This is a genomic window from Aestuariibacter salexigens DSM 15300 (genome assembly GCF_000429145.1).
Lineage (GTDB): Bacteria > Pseudomonadota > Gammaproteobacteria > Enterobacterales > Alteromonadaceae > Aestuariibacter > Aestuariibacter salexigens.
Window position 1 is genome coordinate 150,943 of the sequence record NZ_AUBH01000003.1, and the last position, 25,980, is coordinate 176,922.

24 protein-coding genes are annotated in these 25,980 nt (G+C 46.6%); 14 read left to right on the forward strand and 10 right to left on the reverse strand.

Features of this window, described 5'->3' with window-relative positions; all coding sequences use genetic code 11:
- Positions 1 to 92 precede the first annotated feature (92 nt).
- A complete protein-coding gene (locus tag G441_RS0106530; protein ID WP_026375604.1) occupies positions 93 to 1,529 on the reverse strand; it encodes a sigma-54 dependent transcriptional regulator in 1,437 nt (478 codons plus the stop codon).
- Positions 1,530 to 1,818: 289 nt separating this feature from the next.
- Here G441_RS0106530 and G441_RS0106535 point away from each other — a divergent pair, with 289 nt between their 5' ends.
- Positions 1,819 to 3,132 (forward strand): IS4 family transposase, encoded by a 1,314-nt coding sequence (locus G441_RS0106535; RefSeq protein ID WP_026375605.1) that lies wholly within the window; start codon positions 1,819 to 1,821, stop codon positions 3,130 to 3,132.
- A 41-nt stretch (positions 3,133 to 3,173) separates the two neighbouring features.
- Here the strand turns inward: G441_RS0106535 and G441_RS0106540 are convergent, their stop codons facing one another.
- Positions 3,174 to 3,974 (reverse strand): flagellin N-terminal helical domain-containing protein, encoded by an 801-nt coding sequence (locus G441_RS0106540; RefSeq protein ID WP_026375606.1) that lies wholly within the window; start codon positions 3,972 to 3,974, stop codon positions 3,174 to 3,176.
- A 430-nt stretch (positions 3,975 to 4,404) separates the two neighbouring features.
- Between G441_RS0106540 and G441_RS0106545 the strand changes: the two genes are divergently transcribed.
- From G441_RS0106545 to G441_RS0106605, 13 genes are all read left to right on the forward strand, one after another.
- Positions 4,405 to 5,922 (forward strand): N-acetylneuraminate synthase family protein, encoded by a 1,518-nt coding sequence (locus G441_RS0106545; RefSeq protein ID WP_026375607.1) that lies wholly within the window; start codon positions 4,405 to 4,407, stop codon positions 5,920 to 5,922.
- Entirely contained in the window at positions 5,919 to 6,860 is a 942-nt protein-coding gene (locus G441_RS0106550; RefSeq protein WP_026375608.1) for a dihydrodipicolinate synthase family protein, read from the forward strand. The genes G441_RS0106545 and G441_RS0106550 overlap by 4 nt, the downstream gene beginning before the upstream one ends.
- Positions 6,857 to 7,573 (forward strand): acylneuraminate cytidylyltransferase family protein, encoded by a 717-nt coding sequence (locus tag G441_RS0106555; RefSeq protein ID WP_026375609.1) that lies wholly within the window; start codon positions 6,857 to 6,859, stop codon positions 7,571 to 7,573. The genes G441_RS0106550 and G441_RS0106555 overlap by 4 nt, the downstream gene beginning before the upstream one ends.
- The gene (locus G441_RS0106560) at positions 7,566 to 8,081 is read left to right on the forward strand and encodes a D-glycero-alpha-D-manno-heptose-1,7-bisphosphate 7-phosphatase (RefSeq protein WP_026375610.1); all 516 of its coding nucleotides are present in this window, start codon (positions 7,566 to 7,568) and stop codon (positions 8,079 to 8,081) included. The genes G441_RS0106555 and G441_RS0106560 overlap by 8 nt, the downstream gene beginning before the upstream one ends.
- Before the next feature lie 68 nt (positions 8,082 to 8,149).
- Positions 8,150 to 9,127 (forward strand): phosphoglycerate dehydrogenase, encoded by a 978-nt coding sequence (locus G441_RS0106565; protein ID WP_026375611.1) that lies wholly within the window; start codon positions 8,150 to 8,152, stop codon positions 9,125 to 9,127.
- Between the two features lie 23 nt (positions 9,128 to 9,150).
- Positions 9,151 to 9,756 (forward strand): fumarylacetoacetate hydrolase family protein, encoded by a 606-nt coding sequence (locus G441_RS18100; RefSeq protein WP_338028391.1) that lies wholly within the window; start codon positions 9,151 to 9,153, stop codon positions 9,754 to 9,756.
- On the forward strand, positions 9,753 to 10,559 hold the full coding sequence (locus G441_RS0106575; protein ID WP_026375612.1) for an HAD family hydrolase: 807 nt from the start codon (positions 9,753 to 9,755) through the stop codon (positions 10,557 to 10,559). Before G441_RS18100 ends, G441_RS0106575 begins: the two co-directional genes overlap by 4 nt.
- Positions 10,552 to 11,364, forward strand: a complete 813-nt coding sequence (locus G441_RS0106580) for a hypothetical protein (protein ID WP_026375613.1) — start codon at positions 10,552 to 10,554, stop codon at positions 11,362 to 11,364. The genes G441_RS0106575 and G441_RS0106580 overlap by 8 nt, the downstream gene beginning before the upstream one ends.
- Positions 11,361 to 12,044 carry an FkbM family methyltransferase gene (locus G441_RS0106585; protein WP_034474640.1) on the forward strand — a complete coding sequence of 228 codons (684 nt, stop codon included), beginning with the start codon at positions 11,361 to 11,363 and terminating at the stop codon, positions 12,042 to 12,044. The genes G441_RS0106580 and G441_RS0106585 overlap by 4 nt, the downstream gene beginning before the upstream one ends.
- Entirely contained in the window at positions 12,041 to 12,802 is a 762-nt protein-coding gene (locus tag G441_RS0106590) for a 3-deoxy-manno-octulosonate cytidylyltransferase (protein ID WP_026375615.1), read from the forward strand. Before G441_RS0106585 ends, G441_RS0106590 begins: the two co-directional genes overlap by 4 nt.
- A 31-nt stretch (positions 12,803 to 12,833) precedes the next feature.
- Positions 12,834 to 13,619: an HpcH/HpaI aldolase family protein gene (locus G441_RS18105; protein ID WP_051275390.1), complete on the forward strand. Its 786-nt coding sequence runs from the start codon at positions 12,834 to 12,836 to the stop codon at positions 13,617 to 13,619.
- A gap of 65 nt (positions 13,620 to 13,684) precedes the next feature.
- Positions 13,685 to 14,977: a hypothetical protein gene (locus G441_RS0106600; protein WP_026375616.1), complete on the forward strand. Its 1,293-nt coding sequence runs from the start codon at positions 13,685 to 13,687 to the stop codon at positions 14,975 to 14,977.
- Positions 14,974 to 15,762 carry a class I SAM-dependent methyltransferase gene (locus G441_RS0106605; protein WP_026375617.1) on the forward strand — a complete coding sequence of 263 codons (789 nt, stop codon included), beginning with the start codon at positions 14,974 to 14,976 and terminating at the stop codon, positions 15,760 to 15,762. The genes G441_RS0106600 and G441_RS0106605 overlap by 4 nt, the downstream gene beginning before the upstream one ends.
- A gap of 15 nt (positions 15,763 to 15,777) precedes the next feature.
- On the opposite strand, the gene G441_RS19225 is transcribed toward G441_RS0106605, so the two are convergent.
- From G441_RS19225 to G441_RS18120, 8 genes are all read right to left on the reverse strand, one after another.
- Positions 15,778 to 16,752, reverse strand: a complete 975-nt coding sequence (locus G441_RS19225; protein ID WP_169726054.1) for a GSCFA domain-containing protein — start codon at positions 16,750 to 16,752, stop codon at positions 15,778 to 15,780.
- Between the two features lie 25 nt (positions 16,753 to 16,777).
- Positions 16,778 to 17,533: a phytanoyl-CoA dioxygenase family protein gene (locus G441_RS0106615; protein ID WP_026375619.1), complete on the reverse strand. Its 756-nt coding sequence runs from the start codon at positions 17,531 to 17,533 to the stop codon at positions 16,778 to 16,780.
- A 77-nt stretch (positions 17,534 to 17,610) separates the two neighbouring features.
- Complete coding sequence (locus G441_RS0106620) at positions 17,611 to 19,062, reverse strand: hypothetical protein (protein WP_026375620.1); 1,452 nt, start codon at positions 19,060 to 19,062, stop codon at positions 17,611 to 17,613.
- On the reverse strand, positions 19,062 to 20,195 hold the full coding sequence (locus tag G441_RS19230) for a glycosyltransferase (RefSeq protein WP_026375621.1): 1,134 nt from the start codon (positions 20,193 to 20,195) through the stop codon (positions 19,062 to 19,064). Before G441_RS19230 ends, G441_RS0106620 begins: the two co-directional genes overlap by 1 nt.
- 37 nt (positions 20,196 to 20,232) lie before the next feature.
- On the reverse strand, positions 20,233 to 22,407 hold the full coding sequence (locus G441_RS0106630) for an HAD family hydrolase (protein WP_084407290.1): 2,175 nt from the start codon (positions 22,405 to 22,407) through the stop codon (positions 20,233 to 20,235).
- The gene (locus G441_RS0106635) at positions 22,353 to 23,516 is read right to left on the reverse strand and encodes an acyl-CoA reductase (protein WP_026375623.1); all 1,164 of its coding nucleotides are present in this window, start codon (positions 23,514 to 23,516) and stop codon (positions 22,353 to 22,355) included. The genes G441_RS0106630 and G441_RS0106635 overlap by 55 nt, the downstream gene beginning before the upstream one ends.
- On the reverse strand, positions 23,513 to 24,613 hold the full coding sequence (locus G441_RS0106640; RefSeq protein ID WP_051275391.1) for a LuxE/PaaK family acyltransferase: 1,101 nt from the start codon (positions 24,611 to 24,613) through the stop codon (positions 23,513 to 23,515). The genes G441_RS0106635 and G441_RS0106640 overlap by 4 nt, the downstream gene beginning before the upstream one ends.
- The gene (locus G441_RS18120; RefSeq protein WP_034474642.1) at positions 24,610 to 25,977 is read right to left on the reverse strand and encodes an AMP-binding protein; all 1,368 of its coding nucleotides are present in this window, start codon (positions 25,975 to 25,977) and stop codon (positions 24,610 to 24,612) included. The genes G441_RS0106640 and G441_RS18120 overlap by 4 nt, the downstream gene beginning before the upstream one ends.
- Positions 25,978 to 25,980 lie beyond the last annotated feature (3 nt).

The window sequence follows — 25,980 nt, forward strand, 5'->3', positions numbered from 1 at the left end:
AAAATAAAACTTATTTTATTTCAATGCGTTATAGGTTTTCATGATGGTGGTTAACGTCAAAAAACCGGCATTTTCAGAGGTTTTGAGAAACGTTAATCGCGAGAAAGGTTGTATTTGCGCATCTTTTCAACCAGCGTTGTCCTGCGCATACCAAGCACGTCAGCAGCACGGGCCACAACCCAATCCTGCTGCTCTAACGCCTGAGTGATCATGTTGATTTCCAGGTCTGATAAGTACTCTTTGAGGTTAACGCCCTCTGGTGGTAACGATGTCATTGCTGCAGGCGCATCCGACTCGCTCTGCTCATCGTCGTCATCACTGCCAGCAAACAACGCATTGAGTGCTTCACGTTCAAGCAGCTCCTCTGGGTAATCAGGCTCGTAAGGCTGAAAATCAAGGTGCCGGTATTTCTCTGGAAGGTCCTGAACATCGACGATTTGCCCCGGAAACAGGATCGTCAGGCGCTCAACCAAATTAGATAATTCACGCACATTGCCAGGCCACGGGTGTTCCATCAATGATGCGATCGCATCGTCAGTAAATCTGACACTGCGCTCGTGCTCGCCTTCAATACGAGTCACCAGTTCTTGCAGGAGCAGTGGGATATCTTCTTTGCGTTCACGCAAGGCAGGTGAATCTATTGGGAAGACATTCAGGCGATAATAGAGGTCTTCACGAAAGCCACCATCGCTGATCATATCCTCAAGGTTACGGTGTGTGGCAGCGATCACTCTGACATTACACTGTATTGCCTTATTACCACCGACCCGCTCGTATGTTCTCTCCTGCAGTACGCGCAGCAGTTTGACCTGCATTTGTAATGGCATATCGCCAATCTCATCCAGAAATAGCGTGCCGCCTTCGGCAAGTTCAAAACGTCCTTTGCGACTGTTGACTGCTCCGGTAAATGACCCTTTTTCATGGCCAAACAGCTCGCTTTCTAATAGTTCGCCGGGTATTGCGCCGCAATTAACCGGAATAAACGGACCATCACGACGCTCAGAAAGATAATGCACATTGCGCGCCACGACTTCCTTACCGGTGCCAGACTCGCCCAATACCAACACGTTCGCATCCGTCGGCGCAACCTGCTCAATCAGCTGCCTGACCGCCTGAATCTGGTCGCTCTTTCCGACCAGACTGCGAAACAGTCTGGTCTTGTTTTGCGCATTGCTGGCGCGCATAGGCTGCCGTTTAGAATATTCCTGACAACGGTGCAGTGATTGAGTGAGGTCGGTATAAGTCACAGGCTCTAGCACGTTGCTGACAATATTGGCAGGTTTTTCACTGAGCGCTGATAATGTACCGATGAGCACAAATGGCAATGACGGGAAGCGCGCGCTTACATCTTTTGCAAGCTCTGGGTTTTCACCGTCAATGAGGACACTGGCATTGGGCTGCGTCCGTTTGAGCTGCTCTAACGCAGACGAAAAAGGCAAACTCAGGCATTGCTCGCCGAGAAACTGAATGACCGTCTGTAGATTCTGCTTACGCGTCTCGTTGTCGCTGATAATCAGAATATGGTTCATTAATTCCCCGCATTATATGTCATTATTGTTGTAGCATTTTGCGCGTTAAAATCGCCATTCTGTGAACAGAATGACAACCTTATGTAGTTGATTGTAATGGCTAATGGGGACTTGGCAATAACTGATTCGACAATATTCGTATCGAGCCCCCTAATTTTGCCACGGCGAAGCATGAAAAAGGCGGCTCAAGGCCTAATGCCGATCAGTTAAGAAATAATTTAGCGATCGGTTGGCCGATCATTTCAACAGATCAAAATCCGATATCAGGTAACTGGTATCGGATTTTTTAATGGAACTGTCAGAAGCGCTAGCACGCACATCAATTTCACGTCTTACTGAATTTCATAGCCTGGCAGATGTGTTAGAGCCGGATATCATTCAATCCTGTTTGGACGCCAATGGCGTAGCAACACTACGCAAGCGCAAACTGCCGATGGACGCCATGATATGGGCAGTGATTGGAATGGCGCTTTTCCGGACCGAATCAGTCCGCCAGTTGATTAACAAACTGGATATCGTCTTACCTCAAGAGGTTGATTATGTCGCCCGCAGTGCCTTCACTCAGGCTCGGAAAAAGCTAGGTAGTGACGTAGTGAAAGACGTCTTCTATCGTACCGCTAAGACCTGGCACGAACGTGCAGAGCATCCCCATTGGTGGGGGTTAAATCTCTACGGTGTTGATGGTGTTGTCTGGCGTACACCTGACAGCAAAGAGAACAGTGCATCATTCGCGCGCACAGCAAACAAGGCCGGTGAGTCCGGCTACCCTCAGGTACGCATGGTATGTCTGATGGAGTTGAGTAGTCATTTACTTATCGACAGTGTTGAGGTCAATGAGATGAATCTGGCTAATCAGCTTGTGCCACGGATCCCCGATAACAGTCTGACATTGTTTGATAAAGGATTTTACTCTCTTGGGCTGCTACATGACTGGCAGAAACAAGGCGTGAATACGCACTGGCTATTACCGTTGAGAAAAGGGGCTCAATATGAGGTTGTCAGGAGTCTGGGAAAGCAAGACAAACTGGTGAGTCTTAGCACATCTCCTCAGTCCAGGAAGAAACGTCCGGACTTACCACAGGCACTAGAAGCCAGGCTGGTCACGCGTCGAGTGAAAGGCAAAGAGGTGCACATCCTGACCTCCATGGTTGACCCTCTTGCTTATCCGGGGGCTGAGATTGTGGACTTGTATGCCCACCGTTGGGAGATTGAAATGGGGTACAGGGAGATGAAACAGCATCTGCTTGAGAGTCGATTCACACTGCGCAGTAATCTGCCTGAGCTGATTAATCAAGAGCTATGGGGTTTACTGCTTGCCTACAACCTTATCCGCTACAAAATGGTGTTGATGGCCAAGTCATTGAAGGGCGTATTCCCCAATCAATTAAGCTTCAGAGATGCGTCATCTCACATTATCTACAAACTGACTCAGATGCCGATTTATGCCCCGGGAAACGTCCCTAAACTGGTGTTGGATATCGAAAGAAATGCGAGTCAGTTTAAGTTGGAAGGGAAGCGAGAACGAAGTTATCCCAGGGTATTGAAAGTATCTAAAAATCGATACCCGGTTGCCAGAACGAAAAATGCCGCTCACCTTAAGTGAACGGCATCAGGCTCAAGGCCGTATTATTGGAGACAAAAATATTAGCCGAGTAATGACAGCACCTGTCCTTGCTGTTGGTTGGCCTGGGCCTGCACCGCAATGGATGCCTGACTTTGCACTGATGCGGCTGCGCTATCAGAGGCTGCCTGTGCGTAGTCTGTATCCTGAATACGACTACGTGCCGCCGCGGTATTCACGTCGGTCTGCGCCAGATTACGTGCGGCGCTTTCAAATTGATTCTGTGTCGCGCCGAGCTCGGAGCGAGCCGAGCTCACGAAAGCCTGCGCATCATCAGCAACAGACAGCGCGTCTTGGGCACCCTGGGCCGTGCTAACATCTACGCTTAAAATATCGCTAAGGCCTGCAGCAATATCCTGCGTGTTCACACTGATTTGTTGGCCTGCGTTAGCACCTACCTGAAAATCAATACTGCCCTCGCCATTGAGTAGCGGGCGACCTGCGAAGGTGGTCTGTTCAACGGTTTGGGAGATATTTTCCTGCAGCTGAGAAATTTCAGCTTGAATAGCGCGACGGTCTGCATCGTTTAGCAAACCGTTACCGGCTTGCACAGACAGTTCACGAATTCTATTTACATCGCTATTGATACCCGAGAGGCCGCCTTCGGCCGTCTGGGCCAGAGAAATACCATCGTAGGCATTGGATATCGCCTGACGATTACCTTCGACTTGGGAAGTAAGGCGATTAATTATCTGTAAACCAGCAGCATCGTCTGATGCACTATTTACCTTGCGAGCGGACGCAAGGCGCTCAAACAGCGAATCACGCTTTTGTTGAATCTGTTGCAACAGCAACGAATTGTTATCTGTGTTGAAATTAATCATGTGAGCCTCCTATCACCAGGCAACAAGTATAACGCAAACCTGTTCAAAAAGTAATCGGAGAGTTGGTTGTCCATGTAATAAAATCCTATACGGTCATGAGAAATAATATAACAGTGTTATCTTATTTAAGGACAAGGGTGTGAATAATACTTTGCAATAGGACTTAAGAGTCAACAAATATTTGTCGATAACAATATAATCTACTAAGAAACATATAGGTCCAAACATTGCTTTCACTAAGAAACCGACTACACGAGATTATTGTATCGTTAACAGAGATTGGTATCGTTAACAGAGATTGCATCGTGGCTGTCAATAACCAGTACCAAAGACTATTAAACATGACTTGGGCACCGTAGAATATGCCTTCAAGTTTAACGGCCTTTGATACCTACCCAACTATTACTATGTTAACGAAGACGTGAAAAGCATGACTAACCTGAATCTCTCGCACCTTATAAAACCCCTAGTCATTTTCGAGATGGCTAACAACCATATGGGCGATTTTGAGCACGGCCTCAATATAATAAAAGCCTATGGTGCGCTCAAACGAAATTACGAAACACAACTCGATTTTGCTTTTAAGTTCCAGTACCGCGACCTCGATACCTTTATTCACCGAGCACATAAGGGTAGCTCGCTGAAATACATCAAACGATTTGAACAGACACGATTAACTGACACAGAATGGCGCGCGTTAAACAGTGAGCTCGACGAATACGGTTTCATCAGGATTTGTACGCCTTTTGATGAAAAGTCGGTCAAGAAGGTGGTTCGAGATGAATTTGATGTAATAAAAATTGCCAGTTGTTCGTTTACTGACTGGCCGCTATTGGAAGAGGTATCGAAAGCCAACAAGCCCGTCATCGCCTCCGTTGCAGGCTGTTCTGATGATGATATTTCAAATGTCGCGGCGTTTTTTGCACATCGGGATATCGAAGCTGCACTTCTTTATTGTGTAGGAATGTATCCAACGTCGGCAGATAACCTAAATGTCGCAATGATTCAAGAGCTCAAGCGCCGATATCCGCATTTAACGATTGGCTTCAGCACACATGAAGATCCCAGCGAGACCGCAGCGGTGGCTGTAGCTGTAGGTGCCGGCGCCAGGATTTTCGAAAAGCATGTTGCACTTCCAACTGAAAATTATGAACAAAATCTCTACTCTACGGACCTGAAACAAACAGAAGCATGGCTCGAAAGCCTTACAAAAGCACTGACAGTCTACGGCACTGTTGAGGGACGAAGATTAAATCTTGACGAAGAGAATAAATCGCTGCGTCCCTTAAAGCGTGGCGTCTTTTTGAAAAATGACGCACCGAGCGGCACGGTTATCGGCGAAGACGAGTTCTATTTTGCCATTCCAGCACAAGAAGACGCTCTGGTTGCTAACGATATATCAAAATTCAAGCAAATCGAATTGATTGAGCCGATTGCCCAAGACGAAGCCCTTCCCTATGCCCGAATGAAAATCCATGATGAGCGTCAGAAAGTATTGAATATTCGGAATAAGATCAGGCAATTGGTGAGCGAAAACAGTTTGATTATCCCTCAAAAGGCACGACTGGAAATATCTCACCATTACGGGCTCGATGAATTCGATTGCACTGGGTTATGCATGGTGACGATCCTCAACAACGCCAACTATTGCAAAAAACTTTTGTTCTTATTTCCCGGGCAATCGCATCCAGAGCAGTTCCACAAAATCAAGCACGAAACCTTTATTGTGCTGTCAGGACAGGTTTGTTTAATCCTGGACGATACTGAAACACTTCTTAATGTGGGAGATGTCGTGCAAATTAACCCGGGGCAGCGCCACGCTTTCTCATCAACAACCGGGGCGGTCATCGAAGAGATCTCAACGCAGAGTACATCGGATGACTCTTATTACACAGATGAAAAAATCAACAAAACAGAAAAACGCAAGTCATATGTGGAAATGATATGAAGTATGAACAATTAAAAAGCCAGCTGACTGGGCCAATATTTACCGTATTCACAGGCTTCGACGATGAACTCAGACTGGATTTCCAGTCAATCGAAAAACACATTGATTTCATGGCAGCGCGCGGCGCTAAAGTTTTTTATGTTATGCCGTACAATTCTAGATACTCGCAACTGCGTGAACGAGAAATATTTGAACTGAATGAAGCTGCGATCCGGAGTATAAAAAAGCATCCCGACGCTATTGCAATTGTTTCGGATTGTATTCACGGCCCCACCACCCTGTCTGCCGAAATGGGGTTGGCAGCCAAGCAAGCTGGTGCAGATATCTTTGCATCCATTGTGCGTGAAAAGTACTTCAGCAATGAGCAGATTGTTGACCATTATGCCTACCTGTCAGATCAGCTCAATATGCCATTGCTTATCCACGAAATGCCGTTTTTGTCTGGCTACAACTCCAGTAATATGACTTGGCCAATTTCTCTGCTGCACGACCTGGCTGAAATCGAAGATATCATTGCTATCAAAGAGGACACCAAGGATATCGACTATGCTATCGAAGCCCTCCAACTTGAACCCAGATTTCGATTTATATTCGCTGGTCGAAAACGTTATTTCAACGCGTTGAAGGAACACGGTCTTAAAGCTTATCTGAATAGCATTTCTATGCTTGACCCAGCTTATGGTTTTACGTACTGGGATCTCTTTACTGGCGGTGATGCCGCCGCGCTAGAACACTTTACGGCGACCCTGGACGATCCGTTCTGGGAAGAGGTCGTAAAAAAATACGGTTGGCACAGAGTAAACAAGGCGGCTTTGGAGGCGGCGGGCTTCATGAGTCGCAGCGAGAGGCTTCCCCTAAAGGCGCTCAATGACGAGCAATATACCGATGTCACAGCCTGGATAGAAAAGTTTAATCGTGATTGGAAGGCATATAAGTGATCTATGCATTTATCCCAGCGAGAAGTGGCTCCACTCGCCTGAAAGACAAAAACATAAAGAATCTTGAAGGAAAACCATTAATTGCATGGACGTTAGAAGCGGCAATGCAAAGTGACGGCATAGACAAAATAATATTCAGCACCGATTCGCAAGAATATGCTGAGATTGCCAAGCGCATTTGTGAGACATCGTCAAAGCCGCTCATTATTGATATACGCTCACAACGGGACGCCAGTGCCAAAAGCAAAATTTTTGACTACCTGAAAAACGACTTACTGGAAAAGTTTGCACTTGAAAGCGATGATATTGTAGTGCAGCTGTTGCCTACCTGTCCTTTGCGGCAGCCACACCATATTGATGACGCCATTTCACTGATGTCAGAAACGGGAAAGGGCGTCTTTGCAGCGTGCGAGTATGACTTCCATGTGTCATTCGCTTTTCAGCATCAACAGAATGGGGAGTGGCAACCACTATTTGACAACTCTCCCATGCTAACAGGCAATACACAAAGTCAGGATCAAATAACCTACTACCATACTAACGGCAGTATAAACGTTCTTCCTGTTTCACTATTAAGAGAGAACAGGCCATCAATATATTACGGTTGTGTCGCATACTTGATGCCAAGTCAATACTCCGTTGATATTGATGGCGAGGAAGACTTTGTATTAGCAGGTGCAATGTTAAAGCTATTGCGGAAACCTGATGCGTAACCGTCAGTTTGATGCGGTAGTTTTCGATAGGGATGACACACTTACCGTAGACGTTAATTGGACATATAAACATTCTGATTTCGCTTTTATGCCTGGTGCTGCCGAAGCTGTGGCGATGTGTAATGCGCTAGGTATGTTGGTCTTTATCGCGACCAATCAGGGAGGCATCGGCAAGCAGCTGTATACCACAAAAGACATGCATGACTTTCACTGGTTACTCAAGAAGCGTCTCAGTGAGCACAATGCATGGATTGACGATATTGCCTATTGCCCTCACTTTCCTTATCCTCCACACGACCCCCTTGCATGTGGTTGCCGCAAGCCGAACCCGGGATTGCTATCCCAATTGTGTATCAAGTGGGAACTGCAACCAGCGAGAGTGTTGATGGTTGGAGACAAACAAACCGACATTGATGCGGCAACACGTGCGGGTATGCATGGCATTCTGTTTGATGGTACAAATCTCTGCGCATTGCTCACCGATGCACTGGCCGACAAGGTCCAGTAAATTTAAAGTTAATTAAGGCAAGGTCGATAAAAAGGAGTCGCACTGTTTTTTTAAGTGAGTGTCAGGACATGAAAGCATTAATTACGACGATCCCGTTTGCAGAAAAGGACGGTTTTCCTCTGGAGCTGTTAAAAGGCGCCGGTATTGCTTACCAGATAAATCCGCTAGGCAGAAAAATTACCGAACAAGAGCTTGCTGACATGATCTCCGACTTTGACATTTTGATCGCGGGTACGGAGCCTATCACCGCCAATGTGATGGATAATGCAAAAAACCTCAAACTTATCTCACGTGTTGGAATCGGGCTGGATAATGTGGATTTACACGAGGCCAGAAGAAGAAGGATTAAAGTTGCTTATACGCCAGATGCACCTGCGCCAGCGGTGGCAGAGCTTACCATCGGTTTGTTAATCTCGCTTCTAAGGCATGTGCCCTTATCTAATCACCAGATTCATAGTGGCGAATGGACAAGACATTTTGGTAAACGGATAGCCGATTCTACGATTGGAATTATAGGTCTTGGGCGGATAGGGACCAGAGTATTAAGACGACTTAAGTGCTTTGGAACACCGCGTATTTTAGTTAATGATATCAAGCCGGATCCCGAATTGACGCGGCTTCATAAAATCGAATGGGTAGCGAAGGAGACGTTGTATAAAGAATCCGACCTGATCACATTGCATGTCCCACTCACGCCGTTGACCCACAACATGATTACCAAACGCGATCTGATGTATATGAAAGAGGATGCGTCAATCATTAATGCATCAAGGGGGGGCATAATCAATGAGCAGGATCTGTTCGACGTGATGAAATCAGGACATCTCAGTGGCGCAGCGATTGACGTTTTCGAAAAAGAGCCTTACGTAGGCCCCCTCGCAGATCTACCAAATTGCCTTTTAACTGCACATATGGGGTCCATGTCTGTGGACTGTCGCACGAGGATGGAACAAGAAGCGACGGAAGAGGCTGTAAGGTTCGTAGAGGGTAAAGCGCTTAAACACCCAGTTCCCCAAAGCGAATATGATGTACAGGAAGCCCTTTAAGCGGAAAAATCAATTTGGCGACTTTGGCACTACGCTCACCTAATAAGATAGTCTGTGTTGCAGAAAACTACTCTCGCGATGGGCAGAGCTCTGGCATGTCTCCGTTAGTGTTTATTAAAGCGAACAACGCGTTCAATCCTAGCAATCATGAGGTCAAGATCGATATTGGGTTACGGACATGGGGAGAACCAGAACTGGCCATTGTAATAGGCAAACCTGTTTATCGTGTTGCTCAGGACGCGGCGTCACAATACATCGCCGGCTATACCCTGGCCAATGATGTAACCTGTGACGACCCTGATGGTCGCGACCATCACCTTGCAAGAAGCAAGTCTGCGGATGGTTTTTGTCCAATTCTTCCCTTCTACGACGACTGTTTCCAGCCCGATGAACAGAAAATCACGGCTTTCCACAATGGCGAATTACTGCGCTCTGCAGTGCTCAGCGATATGATTTGGAATCCAGCCAAGATCGTTTCTGAATTAAGTCAGTGGATGACGCTGGAAGCTGGAGACATTGTACTTACGGGGGCCCCTCCTCGCGTAAGAGACAGGCTATTTATTCAACCTGGGGATATATATCGATGCGAAATAGAGCATTTAGGAAGCTTGGAGACGGTATTTAAATGACCCGCCGCGTGTTTGTATTTGATGTCGATGGTGTCATTGTAGACAGCACTGATGAATGCATGTTGGTCTGCTTTAACGCCTTGCAAATCTATTCCGGAAATCCGGAAAAGTGTGTGTCTAACCTGGAGAGTATTCCAGAAGCCTTTCAGCATATATTTAAACCGGTCAGAAAATACGTTCGGAGTATGGACGAATATTTTTGTCTCTCGCGAAAAGAGGCGGGTCTCGTTAAAACACAACGAGACTACGACACCCTTATCTGCTCTCTGTCAGTTCAGGATAAACATAAATTTGGTAACATATTTTTTGCTCAGCGAGAGCGGCTGAAACGTCAGAACTTCACTTATTGGATGTCACTAAACACCATGTACGAAGGGATAAAAGGCGCCATCGAAAATGTGTACAGGCAATGTCATGTATTCGTGGTCACGGGCAAAGACGGCGCATCTGTCATAGATATCTTCAATTATCTTGGTGTCCCAATCCAACCTGAACACATTTATGATAAAAATGCAGCGAAAGACAAACTCGCGTGTCTGGAGTTGATTCACAAAAATACGGGGATCGACCCATCCGATATCCTTTTCTTGGATGACAACATCAACCATTTGATCCCGCCAGCGAAAACTGGATTTGCGGTTTTATTAGCCGAGTGGGGCTACGTCACTCCTGAACACCGTGTATTAGCAAGCAAACAGAATGTCCCCGGCATTTCTCTTGAATTATTCATCAAGGCATCGCAAAACATTGCAATCCTTAATGCTTCGCTGTCAGACAACCTTCGGAGTAACCACCATGTATGATTTTAATTTCGGGTCCCAGGAAGACATCCGACGCTCGCCCGAGGAGTTTCTGATATTCGTCAAGAGGTTGTTGCCGAGGTGGGCAAATGGCATTCCAGATTCTGAATGCGTCGCGATCTTCCGAGCTCTGGAACCCTATCGGGACTCCGGCAGTTCTCTTGTCGAAACTGGCTCTGGTGCAAGTTCACTTGCTCTGTTTCTGCATTGCGCGCTGTACGGTGGCACCATGTACTCTTGGGACACCAACGCCAGTAAAGGCGCGTACTTGCGCTCTGTTGCTTCCGATGCAATCGGCCGGGTCTTGGGCGTAGATGTTCACAAAATTTGGCGCTTTGTCGCGTTTGACAGTACAAACCCTCATGTTGGCCTGCCGGTAATGAGAGAATTAAATATTACTCCCGTATTCGGGTTCTTCGATTCGTGGCATACGTTAGAGCATCTGACGCTTGAAATATCACAATTTACTGAAATATGCGCTTCACGGGCGACCATCGCCATTGATGATGCCTATTACACCAAACGTTATGAGAATTACAGCTATATCAATATGCTAAGGGCAAAATTAGGGCTAGGCAGTGTACAAGAACCAGTAGACAATGTCTGTCAGCCTTACTATGTAGAAATCGAAAATCTACTGAAATCGACGTTTTCACGTGTTGAAAAAATCGAGGATAGCTACAAGCAGGACTTCCAATCTGACCTTTTCTTTGAATACTTTGAAAGCGATAGATATTTCATGAACCAATTGGGTATGGAGCAAAAAAATGCTCTGGCTCACAGATTTGACGCTTGGAGAGTTTCATGAAGTGCGGCCAATCCGATCAAAGGAACGCAGAATATGCATCTTCGTTTAATCAACAAGCCTACTTTAACAACCTCGTCAGCTGTGACAAGCCGGTCATATTCGATGTCGGTGCACACAAAGGTGAATCAGTTGAATTTTTCCGATCACTGTTCCCTGCATGTGATATCCATTGTTTCGAGCCTAATCCGGACAGCTGGGCACATCTTGAAACACTGACAAACATTCATCTTCATAAATGTGCATTAGGCAAAACAACAGGAAAAGCCAAGTTTTACGTACAATCAATATCACATTTAAGCTCGTTACTTGAAATCAACCGGGATTCATCTGATAGCCTCGGGTATGCAAAACATGCTGAAAACACCGCGATTGACGTAGACGTGTTTACCGGCAGTGACATGGCGCGAAAACAACACATAAACCACATCGATATTCTAAAGGTTGACGTTCAGGGTGCCGAAGTTGATGTACTCAGCGGCTTTTCAGATTACCTGCCATATATCAACACCATCATTGTCGAAATAGGTTTGTTTGATTTTTACAGCAGAAGGTCTTCTTTCTATGCAATAGAAGAACAAATAAGACAACATTTCCAGCTTTGGGACATATTAAAACTATCAAAAAACCCAGCCAATTTCAGGACTGACTGGGTCGAAGCTGTGTATCGGAGATTCTCTTGAAAGTAGTAGTTGGGATTCCTGCCCGCCTCGGTTCTACCCGTTTCCCGGGCAAACCGCTGTGTAATATACACGGCAAAACCATGTTAGAGCATGTTTATCGGCGATGTTCGCTGAGCAGGTATGCTGATCAGACATTTATTGCCGCCTGTGATCCAGAAATTCAGGAGCATGCCGAGGCAATCGGTGCACACGTTGTAATGACTGCTCCCGACATCAGCCGACCGGGTTTACGGGTCGCCGTGGCAGCAGAACAATTAGGTCTTGACGATAACGATATTGTCGTTGTGGTGCAGGGTGACGAGCCGTTGGTGAACCCGGAAATGATTGATATGGCGATACAACCACTTCTTGAACATCCGGATGTATTTGTCTCCAACCTCATTGCTCCCCTGACCGAGGAAGAATGGCAAGATCCCGGCGAGATTAAGGTGGTGTGTGATTTGCAGATGAACGCGATATACATGTCTCGTTCTCCAATCCCTTCTATTGCACATGAGGAGCAGAGGACAGATTGGTGGAAGCAGGTCTGTATCATGCCGTTTCGATGGCATTTCATGAAGAAATTTAACCACGAACTTACTGCCACACCTCTTGAACTTCAGGAATCGATAGAAATGCTCCGCGCCATACAACACGGCTTTAAGGTCAGAATGGTACCAAGTCCTTTTATCAGTAAGTCAGTTGATACAGATGCAGATAGAGAGCAGGTCGAAACGCTGATGGAAAACGACGACATTTTCCAGCGCTTTGGGTTTTAAGACAATCATTACGATAAAGAACAGGCAACCAATGTATCGACAAAATCACTTATTGGGAAGACTCAGAAAAGGGGACACGGTTTTTGGCACCTGGTCAATGACCGGCTCGGCCATGCTCGTTGAAGCCCTGGGTACAACCCCCCTCGACTATATCATTTTGGATATGGAACATGGTGCGATGTCGTACGAAACGATTGAACACATGGTGAGAGCGTGCGAGGTAACCAGCACGCAGGCAATCGTGAGGCTATCAAATGGTGAGTCGCAAAATATATTACGGGCGCTGGAGACAGGCTGCCGTGCGATTATGGTTCCCCATGTTTCGACGGTTGCCGAGGCTGAACGTGTGGTTAGCGCCTGCCGTTACGCGCCTGAGGGGAGCAGAGGATTATCGCCTTATACTCGTAATCATCAATTCACTCATGAGGGACTTTCGGCAAGTCTTCAACGCGAAAATCAGGAAACGCTGGTGGGCGTGCTGGTAGAGGGTAATGAAGGCATTGCCAATTTGAAAGACATCGCCAAGGTAAAAGGACTGGATCTGATTTACACCGGTATATATGACATTTCCCAATCCGTAGGTCTAGCCGGACAGATAGACCACCCTGACGTGATGGAAATGCAACGGCAATGCGTTTCCTGGATCAATGAAGGTAGTGCAGCACCCGGGTCTTTCGCAAACTCAATAGACTACGCCCAAAACCTGCTTTCGCTCGGTTTCAGGTTTATCGCTTATGCAGCAGACAGCTACACAATAAAGAGGGCTTATACCGAAGATATTGCCAAGCTAAAGACATTCAAGGGAACATTGGATTGAGGCTACTTCACACACAGACAGACTGGAGTCTCTGGCAGCGTGACACCCATGCCAGGATCCAAAGCATGTCATCTGTAATCGGCCAGTACTTAAATAAAAAAGCGGGATGGAAAAAATCCGACAAATATTACTTTCACGTTTTTTTTATGCCGCTTAGCGAGCTGTTGTTCAAGCACTATCGACAAACCCGTGGCATCGGGCATATTCGGGATGTGCTGATCAAATATCCTCGTCAGGAGCCCGATGTGAGCGAGGAGATTGCCAAAATCGCATCAACCAAAGATGTCGTCTCACTGCACTTTTTTCATCGCCATCCGGACTATAAAGCGGCGTTCAGCCGCACAAGCGACGTCGAAGAATTGCAAAAACCGGCCAACTATCTCAAAGACTGGTTGCCAGAAGATTTTGATTTTTTCTCCAGACAGGTAGCGCCCGAGATCGACACGTCACTCTATGAGTGTGACCGATTCACTGCCACGCTGTTTGACGCTGAACTGCACAAATGTATTGATCAGTTACGGTTTCCAAAAATATTCTTAACTAACGCACACGGTCTGTACCACTCTACCCTAATGAGTCTCTTTGTCGCTTCTGCCGTAGATAAAGGAACCCGACTTTATATCAATCAGCCCGGCTTTCTGCACAGTTTTATCAGCTATTTTCATCAGGTTGCCTTTGAGGCCAGTATATGCACCAAATATCTGAGCTGGTCACCACAGAACGCCAACATTCCCGTCGATAAACTATCAGTTTTTGGGTGCTTCTACAGGAAACGTAAACAGGTAAAAACGGCTGAGCCGGAGGTAGCCTCGACACTGATTGTATTACCCCAGCGCAGCAGCAGAACAATGCCCTGTGCCATGTATTACGGAGAAAACTCCTCCTTTAGCGATGATTATTTGTCAGATATTATCAAATCGATTCATGACAATATGGATAAGCTGGGTAGCTCTGTTGTGCTGCGATGTAAATCAGTCGATGTTGACTTCTTCCAGAGAATTCTCACTGAACTTGGCAGTCACGTCCCTTTAGAATCTGGCGATATTAATACGACCGAAGGGCAGTACCAAAACCATTACCGGATCATCACAACCTATCCGAGCACCTCCATGATCGAAAGCCTGGACAAAAGCACGGAATCGTTTTTTGTGTTCGATGAACGGTCAATCTCATGCAACACAGAATTTAAAAAACAATTGGCTCATTGTCCGCACTATTTTGCGTCTTTTGATGACTTTGATGCCATGCAATTTTCTCAAAAAGCTGCGGTTGACTTTGTCGAGCGAAACGCAGTATTGCTCTCTCCCGAAGAAGCGGCAACACGACTCTACGATTTAATTATGGAGCAAGGACTATGAACACCTTACTGACCTATGAAGACTGGTCGCCTGGTACAGATCCTTTATTGAAGCCTTTTGAAAAAGACTTACATGAACGTCTGCATGAGATCAGAGCAGAACATGTCGTGGATAAGCAAACGTTATTCACTCAACGAAAATTCCGTATTGATGCAATCAACACTATCCTGGATAAGAATAATCTCACTCCCAAAGGAGATATTCTGGAAGTGGGCGCGGGGGATGCGTGGTGTTCTGCATACTTAATGGATACGTATGCACCTCACATTTCTTCATTATCTGTTATGGAATGTACCGAACATGCGGTCACCAAGCTGATCCCGGTAACTCTGCAAGCCACCGAAACTGACCTAACAAAAATAAAGCTGATACTGGGTAGTTTTAACGATATCAGAGTAGCCAGCGCCTATGACTTTGTGTTTGCAATGGGCGCTTTGCATCACGCCACAAATCTGTACTTCACTTTGCAGCAAATCTACAAGAGCCTCAAGCCGGGTGGACATGTGGTCTCGCAAGAGCCTTTTATGTCTGACTCAACACCAAACGATTTCTATCATCGATATAATGAAGAAATTAAAGATTTTGGTATTGGCAATACCACAAAGAACAGTGAGAGGACGGATGTTTTTTATCGCAAGTGTGAATATTACACGGCAGCTTATCACGCGGGCTTTAATGTAGATCTTGTGACGCTAACTGAGTTTGAAGACAAACCATCTGCGATGGTCATGCTGTTAACCAAACCAGAATTTCCTGTTGAGCCGATAACAAAATGGGAAAGCTGAGACAGCTTTCCCCAGCTACTTCACTCCATCAGGTTCTACGTAAAGTTTGTTAAATGCTGCCATCACCTGGCCCACACACTCTTTTGTTACATGTCGGCCGTCCTCACTGTAATACTCTACGGGCTTGTTGCGAACAATTTCGTAACTTGGCATGTAGTGCACATGGCTATACTTGTGCACAGTGGTAAGGGCCGCTGTGTGTAAAAGGGATTTTGAGAACTGCGTTGCGACATAAGGACCAAGCCTATCCCGGAATGTGACACTTAAGGGAATAGGCGACACGGAAAGCAGAATATTGATGCCGGGGTTCACCTTGCGCAATGTTTCAATAGAATATTGCAGCGATGACATCACGTCATCAAACGTCATACTGTAAAATTCATGATGTTCAGGCTGATAGACGTCAGGATAAGGAATCGCAAAAAACGCGGATAAATCCTGCTTGTTTCTCCACAGCTCTGTCAATCCCAGAGTCAACACCAATACATCGACATGACTCAACGCGTCGCGACTGGTGTCGATATAACGTATTAATTGGTCAGTCGCGGTGTTTTCACTATCGCCAAGCAGCAATGGCCCACTGTGGTCAGCAGCCTTTATGTAGGGAAAATAATAGTGACCGTTCATCACCCAGAATGGCTCGGCAAGTTCTTGGTGCCAATCTTCAAATGACAATCTGATTATTTGCTCGATACTTTTGGGCGTGTAAACCACCCCCCAGTGGTTTGGTAAGCAATTGTAGTCATTGCGCGTCAACCACCCAGACAACTCCTGTGCAAAACAACTTCCGATCGTTGCTATCCTGGTGCCTCTGCCGATAAACGGCTCAGCGGCAAAATCATCAATGATTGACGCTTCCGGGTAGGGAACAGAGCGCTGATAAGTCCCTTTCTTGGCGGCGGCGTGAAGACTATCAGGCACTCTCTGCAAATTCAGTTGCGTGCCGTTGCCTCTTACCAGCGCGTTCTTTGGTTCACCAGACTGGGTCATTTGCATCTCTCCGAACAAAAAAAGCTTATGGTGCGGCGTGAATTTCTTCCCAGCGCCTCTCTACGTCAGCCACCGGAATAAAGCTGTGGGAGCGAGCAATCAGACGGGATTTACCCGCTTCAACGACCCCGCCAAAATGAAAAATATCGGTATCAAAAACAATTAATGTGCCTGCTTTGCCGAGGATTGGAACAGCATCATCAACACGCATGTCAATATCTGTTCCGATTCGATTAGGTATGTTCTGATACCCTCGGAAAGACTTCCAACCCTGCTCTCTCAGCTTTTTACCCAGCTTATGGCTGCCAGGAACGACGTTGAACGGCCCTGCTCCTTCCTCAACATCAGACAGATAAAGCATAAACTTCAGCGTCCAGTTTCGATCGAAATGAAGGTAGCCGTTTCTGGCCATGCCTTTTTGGCTTTCAAAGTCGTGGCTGATGTATAAATGTTTAAAGAATCGCTCGGACGGCAAGCCAAAAAAGCTGAAAATCCTTCTAAAGTCAGGTTGTGAAAAGTAGTCCCAGAGCGCAGGATAACGCTTGTGATAGGCCTCTCGGACAGACTCATCCTCCATAATCACAGACGCAAGCTCACCAAACGCATAGTCTCTCAGCCATGATGATTTTTTGAAGTCATCAAGGAGCTCCCTTGCTTCAGCGTGCATCGTCGCCACATTACGGCAATGAGAATGCATGACACAGATACCGTGCTGTTTTACCAGTTCAGCAATGCGTTCCGGGCCAGGGCAGTGTTGAGAGTACTCAGGGATGCTATTCATAGTTAACAATTTTGTCTGTTTGGTAAGGTTATCGGCAGCAATTCACCCAGCTTTATGCGTCGATAAACACCATAAGTTTACTGTGGCAACGCAAAAAATCCGCGAATGTAAGTATTCTTACCCGGCTTGTAACCATCCAGCTTATGCAGGTTATCGAGCAACTCGTCAACATTGGTCGCTCTACGAATACCAGCTTCCCGGTCAATATAGTCAGAGTGCCCTTCATAGCCATCGCGATGAAACAAGATCGATGGAACACCATAGTACTCACTTTCAAATGCGACACTTGAGAAAGCTGTCACACAGACATTCGCATAACGGAGCAACGTGTAAGTATCAACACTGCGCTCAATGATCACCTTATCCTGCTGTATTCCCTGACCAAAAAAACGCTCTGTTGAATCTTTGTCCAGGGGATAGGCGGGATGCTCTTTTACTACCCATAACCATCCATCGCTGGCAAAAATTGCATCAGAAACAAAGGACTTGTAGTGCTCAGGAAATCTTTGCAAACAGAGCACCGCGACACGTTTTCCTTGCTGCTTTGCGGCCTTCAACGGGGGTGGTTGGGATGGAAGGTTCAACATTTTTTGCTGGTAATCCAGCCAGGCATTTCCCGTCACAAACACGTCCGCTCCTTGCCTTTTGGCCCAGCGCTCAATCCGTTGCCGGTTTGTCTCACCCCAGACCCAGAAAGTATCAGGAAGCAACTCATACCCATTGGAGGGAATCGTGTTCCAGTCATTGTAGGTAACGTGAAATCGACTCTGTGCGCCATGCTGATATTCAATAGATTCAGTGCCTCGCCATTTACATGCAAGGCACATTGCTAACCCAACATAGTTATAATACACAGGAATGATCACCCGTTTAGCATGGAAAAAAAACAAAATCGTACTGAAGCTCCTTGCCAGCCAGATAAGCCGCTTAAACTCAAAAAACACCTTGTGGTGTTCCAGTATCACAGGTGATCCCATCGCACGTAATTGATCATTGATATCGTCAACAAAGGCAATGGAGGGCACCTTGTCCCGCTGACGCGAGATAAAGTAACGGCACAATTCGTTCAATCCATACGTTAACGAAGTGATATCGCTGCCAAAAGGAGATTGCTTTGCAGAGAAGACTTCATACTTAAGGTAAGCACACTTCACCCCTTCCTCTTGCAACCGCTTTTCTATCCCGACAGTAATCCTATCGACATATTCTCCCTCCAGTTCAAGATTGAAGTATGTCGGAGACAAAAAGACAACGTCTGTTTTGCGACTCCTGAGTAACGACAATAGCGGAAACCTGGTCGCACATTGAAACAGCGTTTTTAACAACTGCACGCGGGAATATCGGGCCGGCTTTGAAAAATCGGGGCGCTGACTCTTTGCCGCCACAGCCGCATACGAATCAAACTTGAACTTCAGCGAAGTTCGAATATAGGGCCAAACCTTTATGCCAAATAATTCATACTGATCAACAGGCAATCTTTGCTCCAGCTCAGCAATAACGCCCAGTACCATTTCATTGTTGATCTTCATTACTGGTCGCTCAATTTGGCGGGAGTACTTAACTGACAAATTGCTCTAGCAAAGTTTATCCAGGTCAGGTGCTGGCGAGCAAAACGCCTTATATCTCTCCTGATATGAGGGTGCTGGTTCGCTTGCTGAACAAACTCAACCACAGCAGCTACGTCGATATCTGTGTCATCTGGCCCTTCAAAGTGTATCCAGTCAAACTCCGATAAATCGCGGTCTTTGCTGGACATAACGACCGGAAGACCGTTTGCTATGTAATTACGGATCTTTAACGTACTGTTCTCCGATATTCCGATACGGTGCAGGCCGAGGCTACCAATGCAAACGCTTGCCGCATCAAAGTAGGGCTTTAAGTCACTTTCAGGTTTGAAGCCCTCGAAGCTGACTATATTCTGCAACCCCAACGCTTGCGTTAAGGTCTGTAGTTCAACCAAGCCTTCTCCAGCCCCAACAATTGTCAGCTCAATGGGCACCGCTCGCGATTTCTGAATGTAATTAGCGATCCCCTTGAGTAATCTGTCAAAACCATGCCAAAACATGATATTGGCAACAGATAACATACGAATAACACCGTCTTCAGCAATCAGAGGGGCCTTGCTTTGGCTGATATTTTTATCAACGATCCTTATCTTGTTGTCAAAACGGATATTGGGCACATTATATATTTCTTCAGCCGGATTCCATGAGCACACGTAATCTGTATATTTACCAATCTGTTTCGCATGGCTTTGATCAATGGCTCTCAACCGGAGATCGCGGATCTCTTTTTCATAGGGAAAGGTGGGGAATTCAACTACTGATAGCGTAACCCGGTGTCTTTGCGCTCCCAGAAAGTTCAAAAATGCATCGCCTTCAAACATGAAATCATAGCGACAAAACAATAATTGCGGGCTCCACAGTTTTACTGAGGCCAGCTTCTGTGCCAGTCTCCAAAATGCCTCAGACTCTCCCTGTTTTTCAACAGGCCCAAAAGACTCAATGGGATTAAGGTTGGCTTGTGCTGAAACCTCGGATAATACTATTCTGTTCAGGCTCATATAAATCGCTCTGACTGAGTGTCCAAGTTCAGCGAATGCTGATGCCTGCCCTAGCATTTTGGAAAAGATGCCCGCCGTATTTTTAGAATGCTCATTCATGCGGTAACAAATCAATACATTCACGGCTTAGCCTCTGTTATAAAAAGTCTTCCAGAAACAGTACATCAGCACGGACGCCAACCAGAAAGGGGGCTACCTGGTTTTTCCTGCCTATAACAGTGACCAGTATGGTGTCAGTGGCCTGTTCAAGGCTGTCGGTGCCTTTGACCAATATACCGTCTATGTATTTTCCGTGCAGTTGACGATTTATATCCACTATCCATGCGACTCTGTCTTTTACAAACGGTAAGATAAAGTTAAAACCGCTACCGGCACCGTACAGCACCAGTTGACGACAATCAGTCAACCGGTCTACAAGATCCAGAACCTGACCAATAAGGGCTTGCTTTTCCATTGCTTTTTGTGAAGCCACAAGTCCGCCTTTTGGCGAGCCCCCATGATTCCTCAGCAAATCCGCAAAACTCACTTGAGACTTACCATCAATCCCCATTTCTGTATCAACAGACTGTATCGCTGCATAAAATGCGGGACTGCAACCCTTCAGAGCTGACAGCCATTGTTCAACAGTGACGGATAGAGTTTGCTCACGCCCACTCTCTGCCTCAGTTTTCAAACCTACAATGCCTTCTCTGATACCTTGCTGCACAGTTGTCTTAGCCCATTGGCTTACATTTTCCTGAGGCTGAAATACAGGTAAACAGTCACCATCGATATATTTAATCGCACCGACCTGTTCACTCATAAGCCATTCCAGAATATCACGATACTCACTCATAGCCTGTGTCAGACTTGGGTTATCCAAAGTATTGACCGCGCCTTGCAATCCTCGCTGGGGTTCCTCGGTCAGGCACAGTAGTCTGACCGACCGGATACATGGGAACTGTTGCGCAAGGGACTGAAAAATTGAACCCCGCCAACCGACATCAACTAGACAGCATTCTAGAGTGTCGGGAGAGAAAATGTTCTCAAGATAGCGGATCGACTGGCTCCGTCTGACCTCCAAGGAGCTAGCGAACGTGCTTTTCAATTCGCCATCGCCACAAATTTTTTCACTGCAGGCTTCATCTAACAAATGCTCCATGCTGAATCCATTCTTTTCGCAAAACGCAGTCAGTGCCGCACTGAAAGGACTGTCAAACAAGCCAAAGGCCTTAACCAGTGCCGACAGCCCATCGGCCCGGTATCTTCGCAGGACAAAGCTGATAGTGTTTTTGTCCAGAGCGCAAACCGAGAGTTGGTTGGAAACTACACGATTTATGTAGGCATAGCTGGCGTTGGCCTGGGGGTAGAGAGACTGATATGCCGAATAGGCTAAGAAACCGTCTCGCGCGAGAAACACCAGCTTAACATTGGCGGGTGTATTAGCGTGTAACCAACGACAAAAGGCGGCAATAAGGGGAGCGACGTTGCTTCTGCCAAATTCAATCAAGGCCTGTTTTTGTTCATCACGGGAATACTGCCTGTCAGGCTGGTCAGGCGACAGGTGAATAGCTGTTATCTGGTTTTTCTGAGCCTGCCGAATGTCTGCATTGGGATTATCACCAATATGGACGAACGCAGACGCGGGAATCTGTTCTTTTCGCAAGACATGATGAAACAATCTCCCGCTGGCTTTATTTAAGCCCAATTCGCAGGACAGATAAATAGCATCGATGAGGGCAGAGATGCCAAGATGTGATAGAAAGCCCGCAAACGCATTATCGTCATAATAGGTGTCACTCAATAAGATGATGCGGTGGCCTGCTTCACGTGCCTTAAGCAACAGTTTTCTTGCCCCATCGTTGAGCTCAAGGTTTTCTCTTTCCGCATTTTCGAGTAGTGTGCAAAATCTCGCTGCGACGGCGTCATGACTCTGGCAGCCAGCTATTCGAAATAACGCTGAATACCATGTGTGAAGCGTCACTTCCTGTGCAGCATCGAAACGCCCGTTGGTGCGGCCTGTTTCTGCGTAGGCTTGCTCTCTTAGAAGCCAAAACTGTTCCCATGTGAGGGGGTTGGATAATTGTTGGTTAACTGTAAAAAAAGCCTCGCGAATAATCCATGACTCTGCTCGTTTTCGCTTTACTAACGTATCGAAAAAGTCCAGGGAAAGGATCTTGGTTTTTGTATTGAACACCACGTCATCATGGTGCAATTGCTGCAGCGTCTGAATCTGAACAAAATTTTCCCCGGCTCCCACTTTACCGCCCTCTTTACTCAGCGAACGACAATCTGTCGGGATAGCGCATGTATCAATGATATTCCGTCCCATGTTGTTTCAAAATCGAGCGCCTGACCCACTGGGACGACCCGATCTACTCCGGTTATCGACGGATTTGCCAGAACCTTTATCAGAGCGCCTTTCTCTATACCCGCATAGCAGAGTGTTTGACACTTGCTGTCAAGCTCCGACGCTATCTGCTCGATATCATCAATATGCCTGATATAAAACAACCCTCCTCCCATATGCATATCGAGGTATGCCCTGCTTAAACGGGACACAGAGACGGCGCAAATTGCAGACTCTATCAATACGTTAGCTTGTGAACACTGTGCTCGCAGCCATTGCCCTGTCACCACATGCTGATTGAGTTGGTTTAATGCCTGAAAGTCCTTAGCTCGCTCATTGAGACTGTTCAATAGGGGTATTTGTTGGCTTTGATCGCCAAGCCAGAAAATAACCCGGGGCGAGGAGCAAGCTTGTTGCATGTACGGCTTGGTATCTCTCCATAAATGCTCTGCAAGAGAAACCGTATCAGCATGACTCTTCAACTGATTGCCATTCACGATCGCTGCAGAATACTTATCCGCAAAGGTAATATCTCTGCAAGTGGGCGGTATTGGATATGCCCTGATCTGCTGGACACTGTCATCGCCTCCCCATATGACTCTGGCATCGGCAATCGCGCTGAGCTTTTGCGACCACTCGGAGTGATGGCTGAAACTGACAAACAAATTAGCCGCTGCAATATGACGAAATGCCTTTACAGCGAGCACGCTATTCAGGACTGAAATAAGTGTTTGCTTTAAAGCAGAGTCTTTTGAAGAGAGTCTGACAATGTTTTTGTTACCCATCAACAGGCTGCATACCCAACTGTAAACGAACATGGTATCCACGTTGGCTGGCGCAAAGTGAACAACCTGCCCCAAAGGCTTATGCAAGCCATTAAGCTGCTCATAAAAGGATCGTATGTGTCGTTCTCTCAGCCAAAAGCCAAGCGCGACCAGTTCGGGAAAGGCTTTGTATTGTTGTTCGCCAAGTAAACGGTCAGAAAAGGCGTGTAAAAACGTAATAATTTCGTCACAAAAAGGCGTAAGCAAGGATGCTTTTTGCCACCCTTCCAACTCACCATTTTGTGGTGAGAGCACATCTAAAATCACACTGCATCTCCCGCCATAAAGGTATCACTACACCCCCTTACTTCCGTTTGTGGCAACCGGCCATCAATCGCGAAATAGCGGCCTTTCCTGCCGCAGCGGCAGTCATCTTCTCCCAAAAGTCGTCCCAGATCTTCGGTCAAAATACTGTGGCCCGGATAGCTCGTCGGCAGTACCGAAACACACTGGAGCAGTCCCTGCTGGTTGGATCCGCAGGGCTTCATCGTGTAAGGGTCTCTGACTATGATGTCTGAAAATAGTGGGCAATGAAGATGGCCTGCTTCACATTCGGTAAATATACTACCTACTTGCTCAGCCATACCATAAAAGTTAATAACCTGGTGAATCCCGAAAAGTTCGGCAACTGTGTTTTTAAAGGTGTCATTGTCAACCTTTTCTGATTCAAGCTTTTTCCAACCTCCACTGTGCAACAGAATGCCACGTTCAAACGCGGGCTTTCCGCTACTTTGCTGAAATGCCTTTACAAAATACTGCCAGACCATAAAAGTAAAACCAAACAGCAGCACTGGTTGGTCATGATACTTATCGTGGAAAGCCTCAATAACCTGCCAGTTTGGTTGCATTTGCTCGTCCAGCGCGTAGGTGTGGTCACGCCCAAAGAAAGAAAGTCCCTGAATACCCGCAGCCCTCGCAGTGAAGGAACTTCCCGGTTTTACGGTTACCGGACTATCAATGATCAGCATAGGTAAACGCTGCCTCCCCAGGCTCTCCTGCAGCACTTTTACCAGCGTTTTCGATTGTCTGGCACTGGTTTCTTTATCAAGGGTGATCGTTGCAGGTGTTTGTCCGGTTGTTCCTGACGAATGCAGCGTTCGAAATACATTTTGCGTCGGTGTACTGGAGAGCGACATTAGCTTGAACAGCTTTACCGCAAGAAAAGGCACGTTTTCCAATGAGCTAAAATGTGCAGGAGCTGAACTGGTGATATTCGCATAAGCAGCACAATGAGCGCGATGATGCTGGTGCAGCCATTCGAATATGGGTGATAATTTGGCCCATTTTTCCTGTTGGTTGATACCAAATACCGGCATCTGCAGAAGGCGTTCATAGTGGGATTGAAAGTTCTGGTAGTCGGTCATTCGCTGTACTCCAGCAATCGTTGAGCGGCGGAATAATCTACTTTGCCGTTTTGCAACCTAGGAATTTCCGGGATCTTGCAAACCTTAATTACCGAATGATGGATACCGCAAAATTCAGCCACCTGCATGATTAACGCATTACTGACTTCATCAGATACCACCAGCACCCCCAGTTCAGCATCACTTCCTATGCAGACTGCCGCAATACTTTGCGAATGCAGCCAATGTTCGACTTCATCTAGAGACAAGCGTTCACCAAACAACTTCAGAAAACGTTTCTTGCGCCCTGTAATGGTGAAATCACCCTGTGCATCCATCTTCGCGAGATCGCCCGTTGCCAGCCAGTGCATTGATGACAGGCTCGAGAAATCATCCAGACTTTCAATATAACCGAGCATGACGTTTGGGCCTGAATAAAACAACTCGCCTTCCTTATCACAAGCTTGTATGACGCTACCGTCATCATCTCGCAACTGCAAAAGGCCACCAGGTATAGCCTTGCCGATTGCGTTTGGCTTTTTGAGTGCCCCGGGCCAATCAAGACAGGCTATTCGAGCAGTCGCCTCGGTCTGACCGTACATGATGAAAAAGGCTTTATCATATTGATTTGCCCAGTTGGCAATATGTTCTGCGATATGGCGGGGTAACTTTCCGCCTGCCTGCGTAATATAACGAATAGTAGGCCAGTCATTATTGAAGAACCGCAGCCTGTCAAGCAGTTGATAGCTATGTGGTACACCAGCCAGTGATGTGACTTTGTGTGTTTCTACCTGAGTCCAGAAGTCACGTTGCATCACTGTTGCCTTGGTTACCACAATCGCCGCTCCGACCAGCAAATGGGTATTCAGTACCGATAAACCGTAGGAATAATTCAACGGCAACATTGTGATTGCGACATCACTGTTTTTTATTGGTAATGAGGCGACAATAGATTCTGCATTGGTACTCAGATTCGTCAGGCTCAGGGCGACCAGTTTGGCACTGCCTGTTGAACCAGAGGTACTGAGCAGCAGCGCGAGTGAATCCGGTGGTGAAATTCTGTGAACATTCTCGCAAAGCGTCAGCCTCTCGCTGGTCATAACCGCATCGGGTTTATAACGCGAAGTTAATGAAGCAAGCTTATCATTGCCAATATCCGCTGCCAGTAACAGTGCACAATGCCCGTTCCTCAGACACCCCAGATACGCGGCAATGCAGTTCACGTCATTACTCATGAGTATGAATACCAGTTTCTTTCCCTGCCCTAGCGGCGCAACGAGTTTGTCTGCGTGCTGTGCGAGGCTGGCGTACGTAATACTGTGTTTCCCATCTCGCAATGCGGTGCGTTCCGCGTGCTGTTCGAGGTCGTAGAATGCATGTTTCATTAT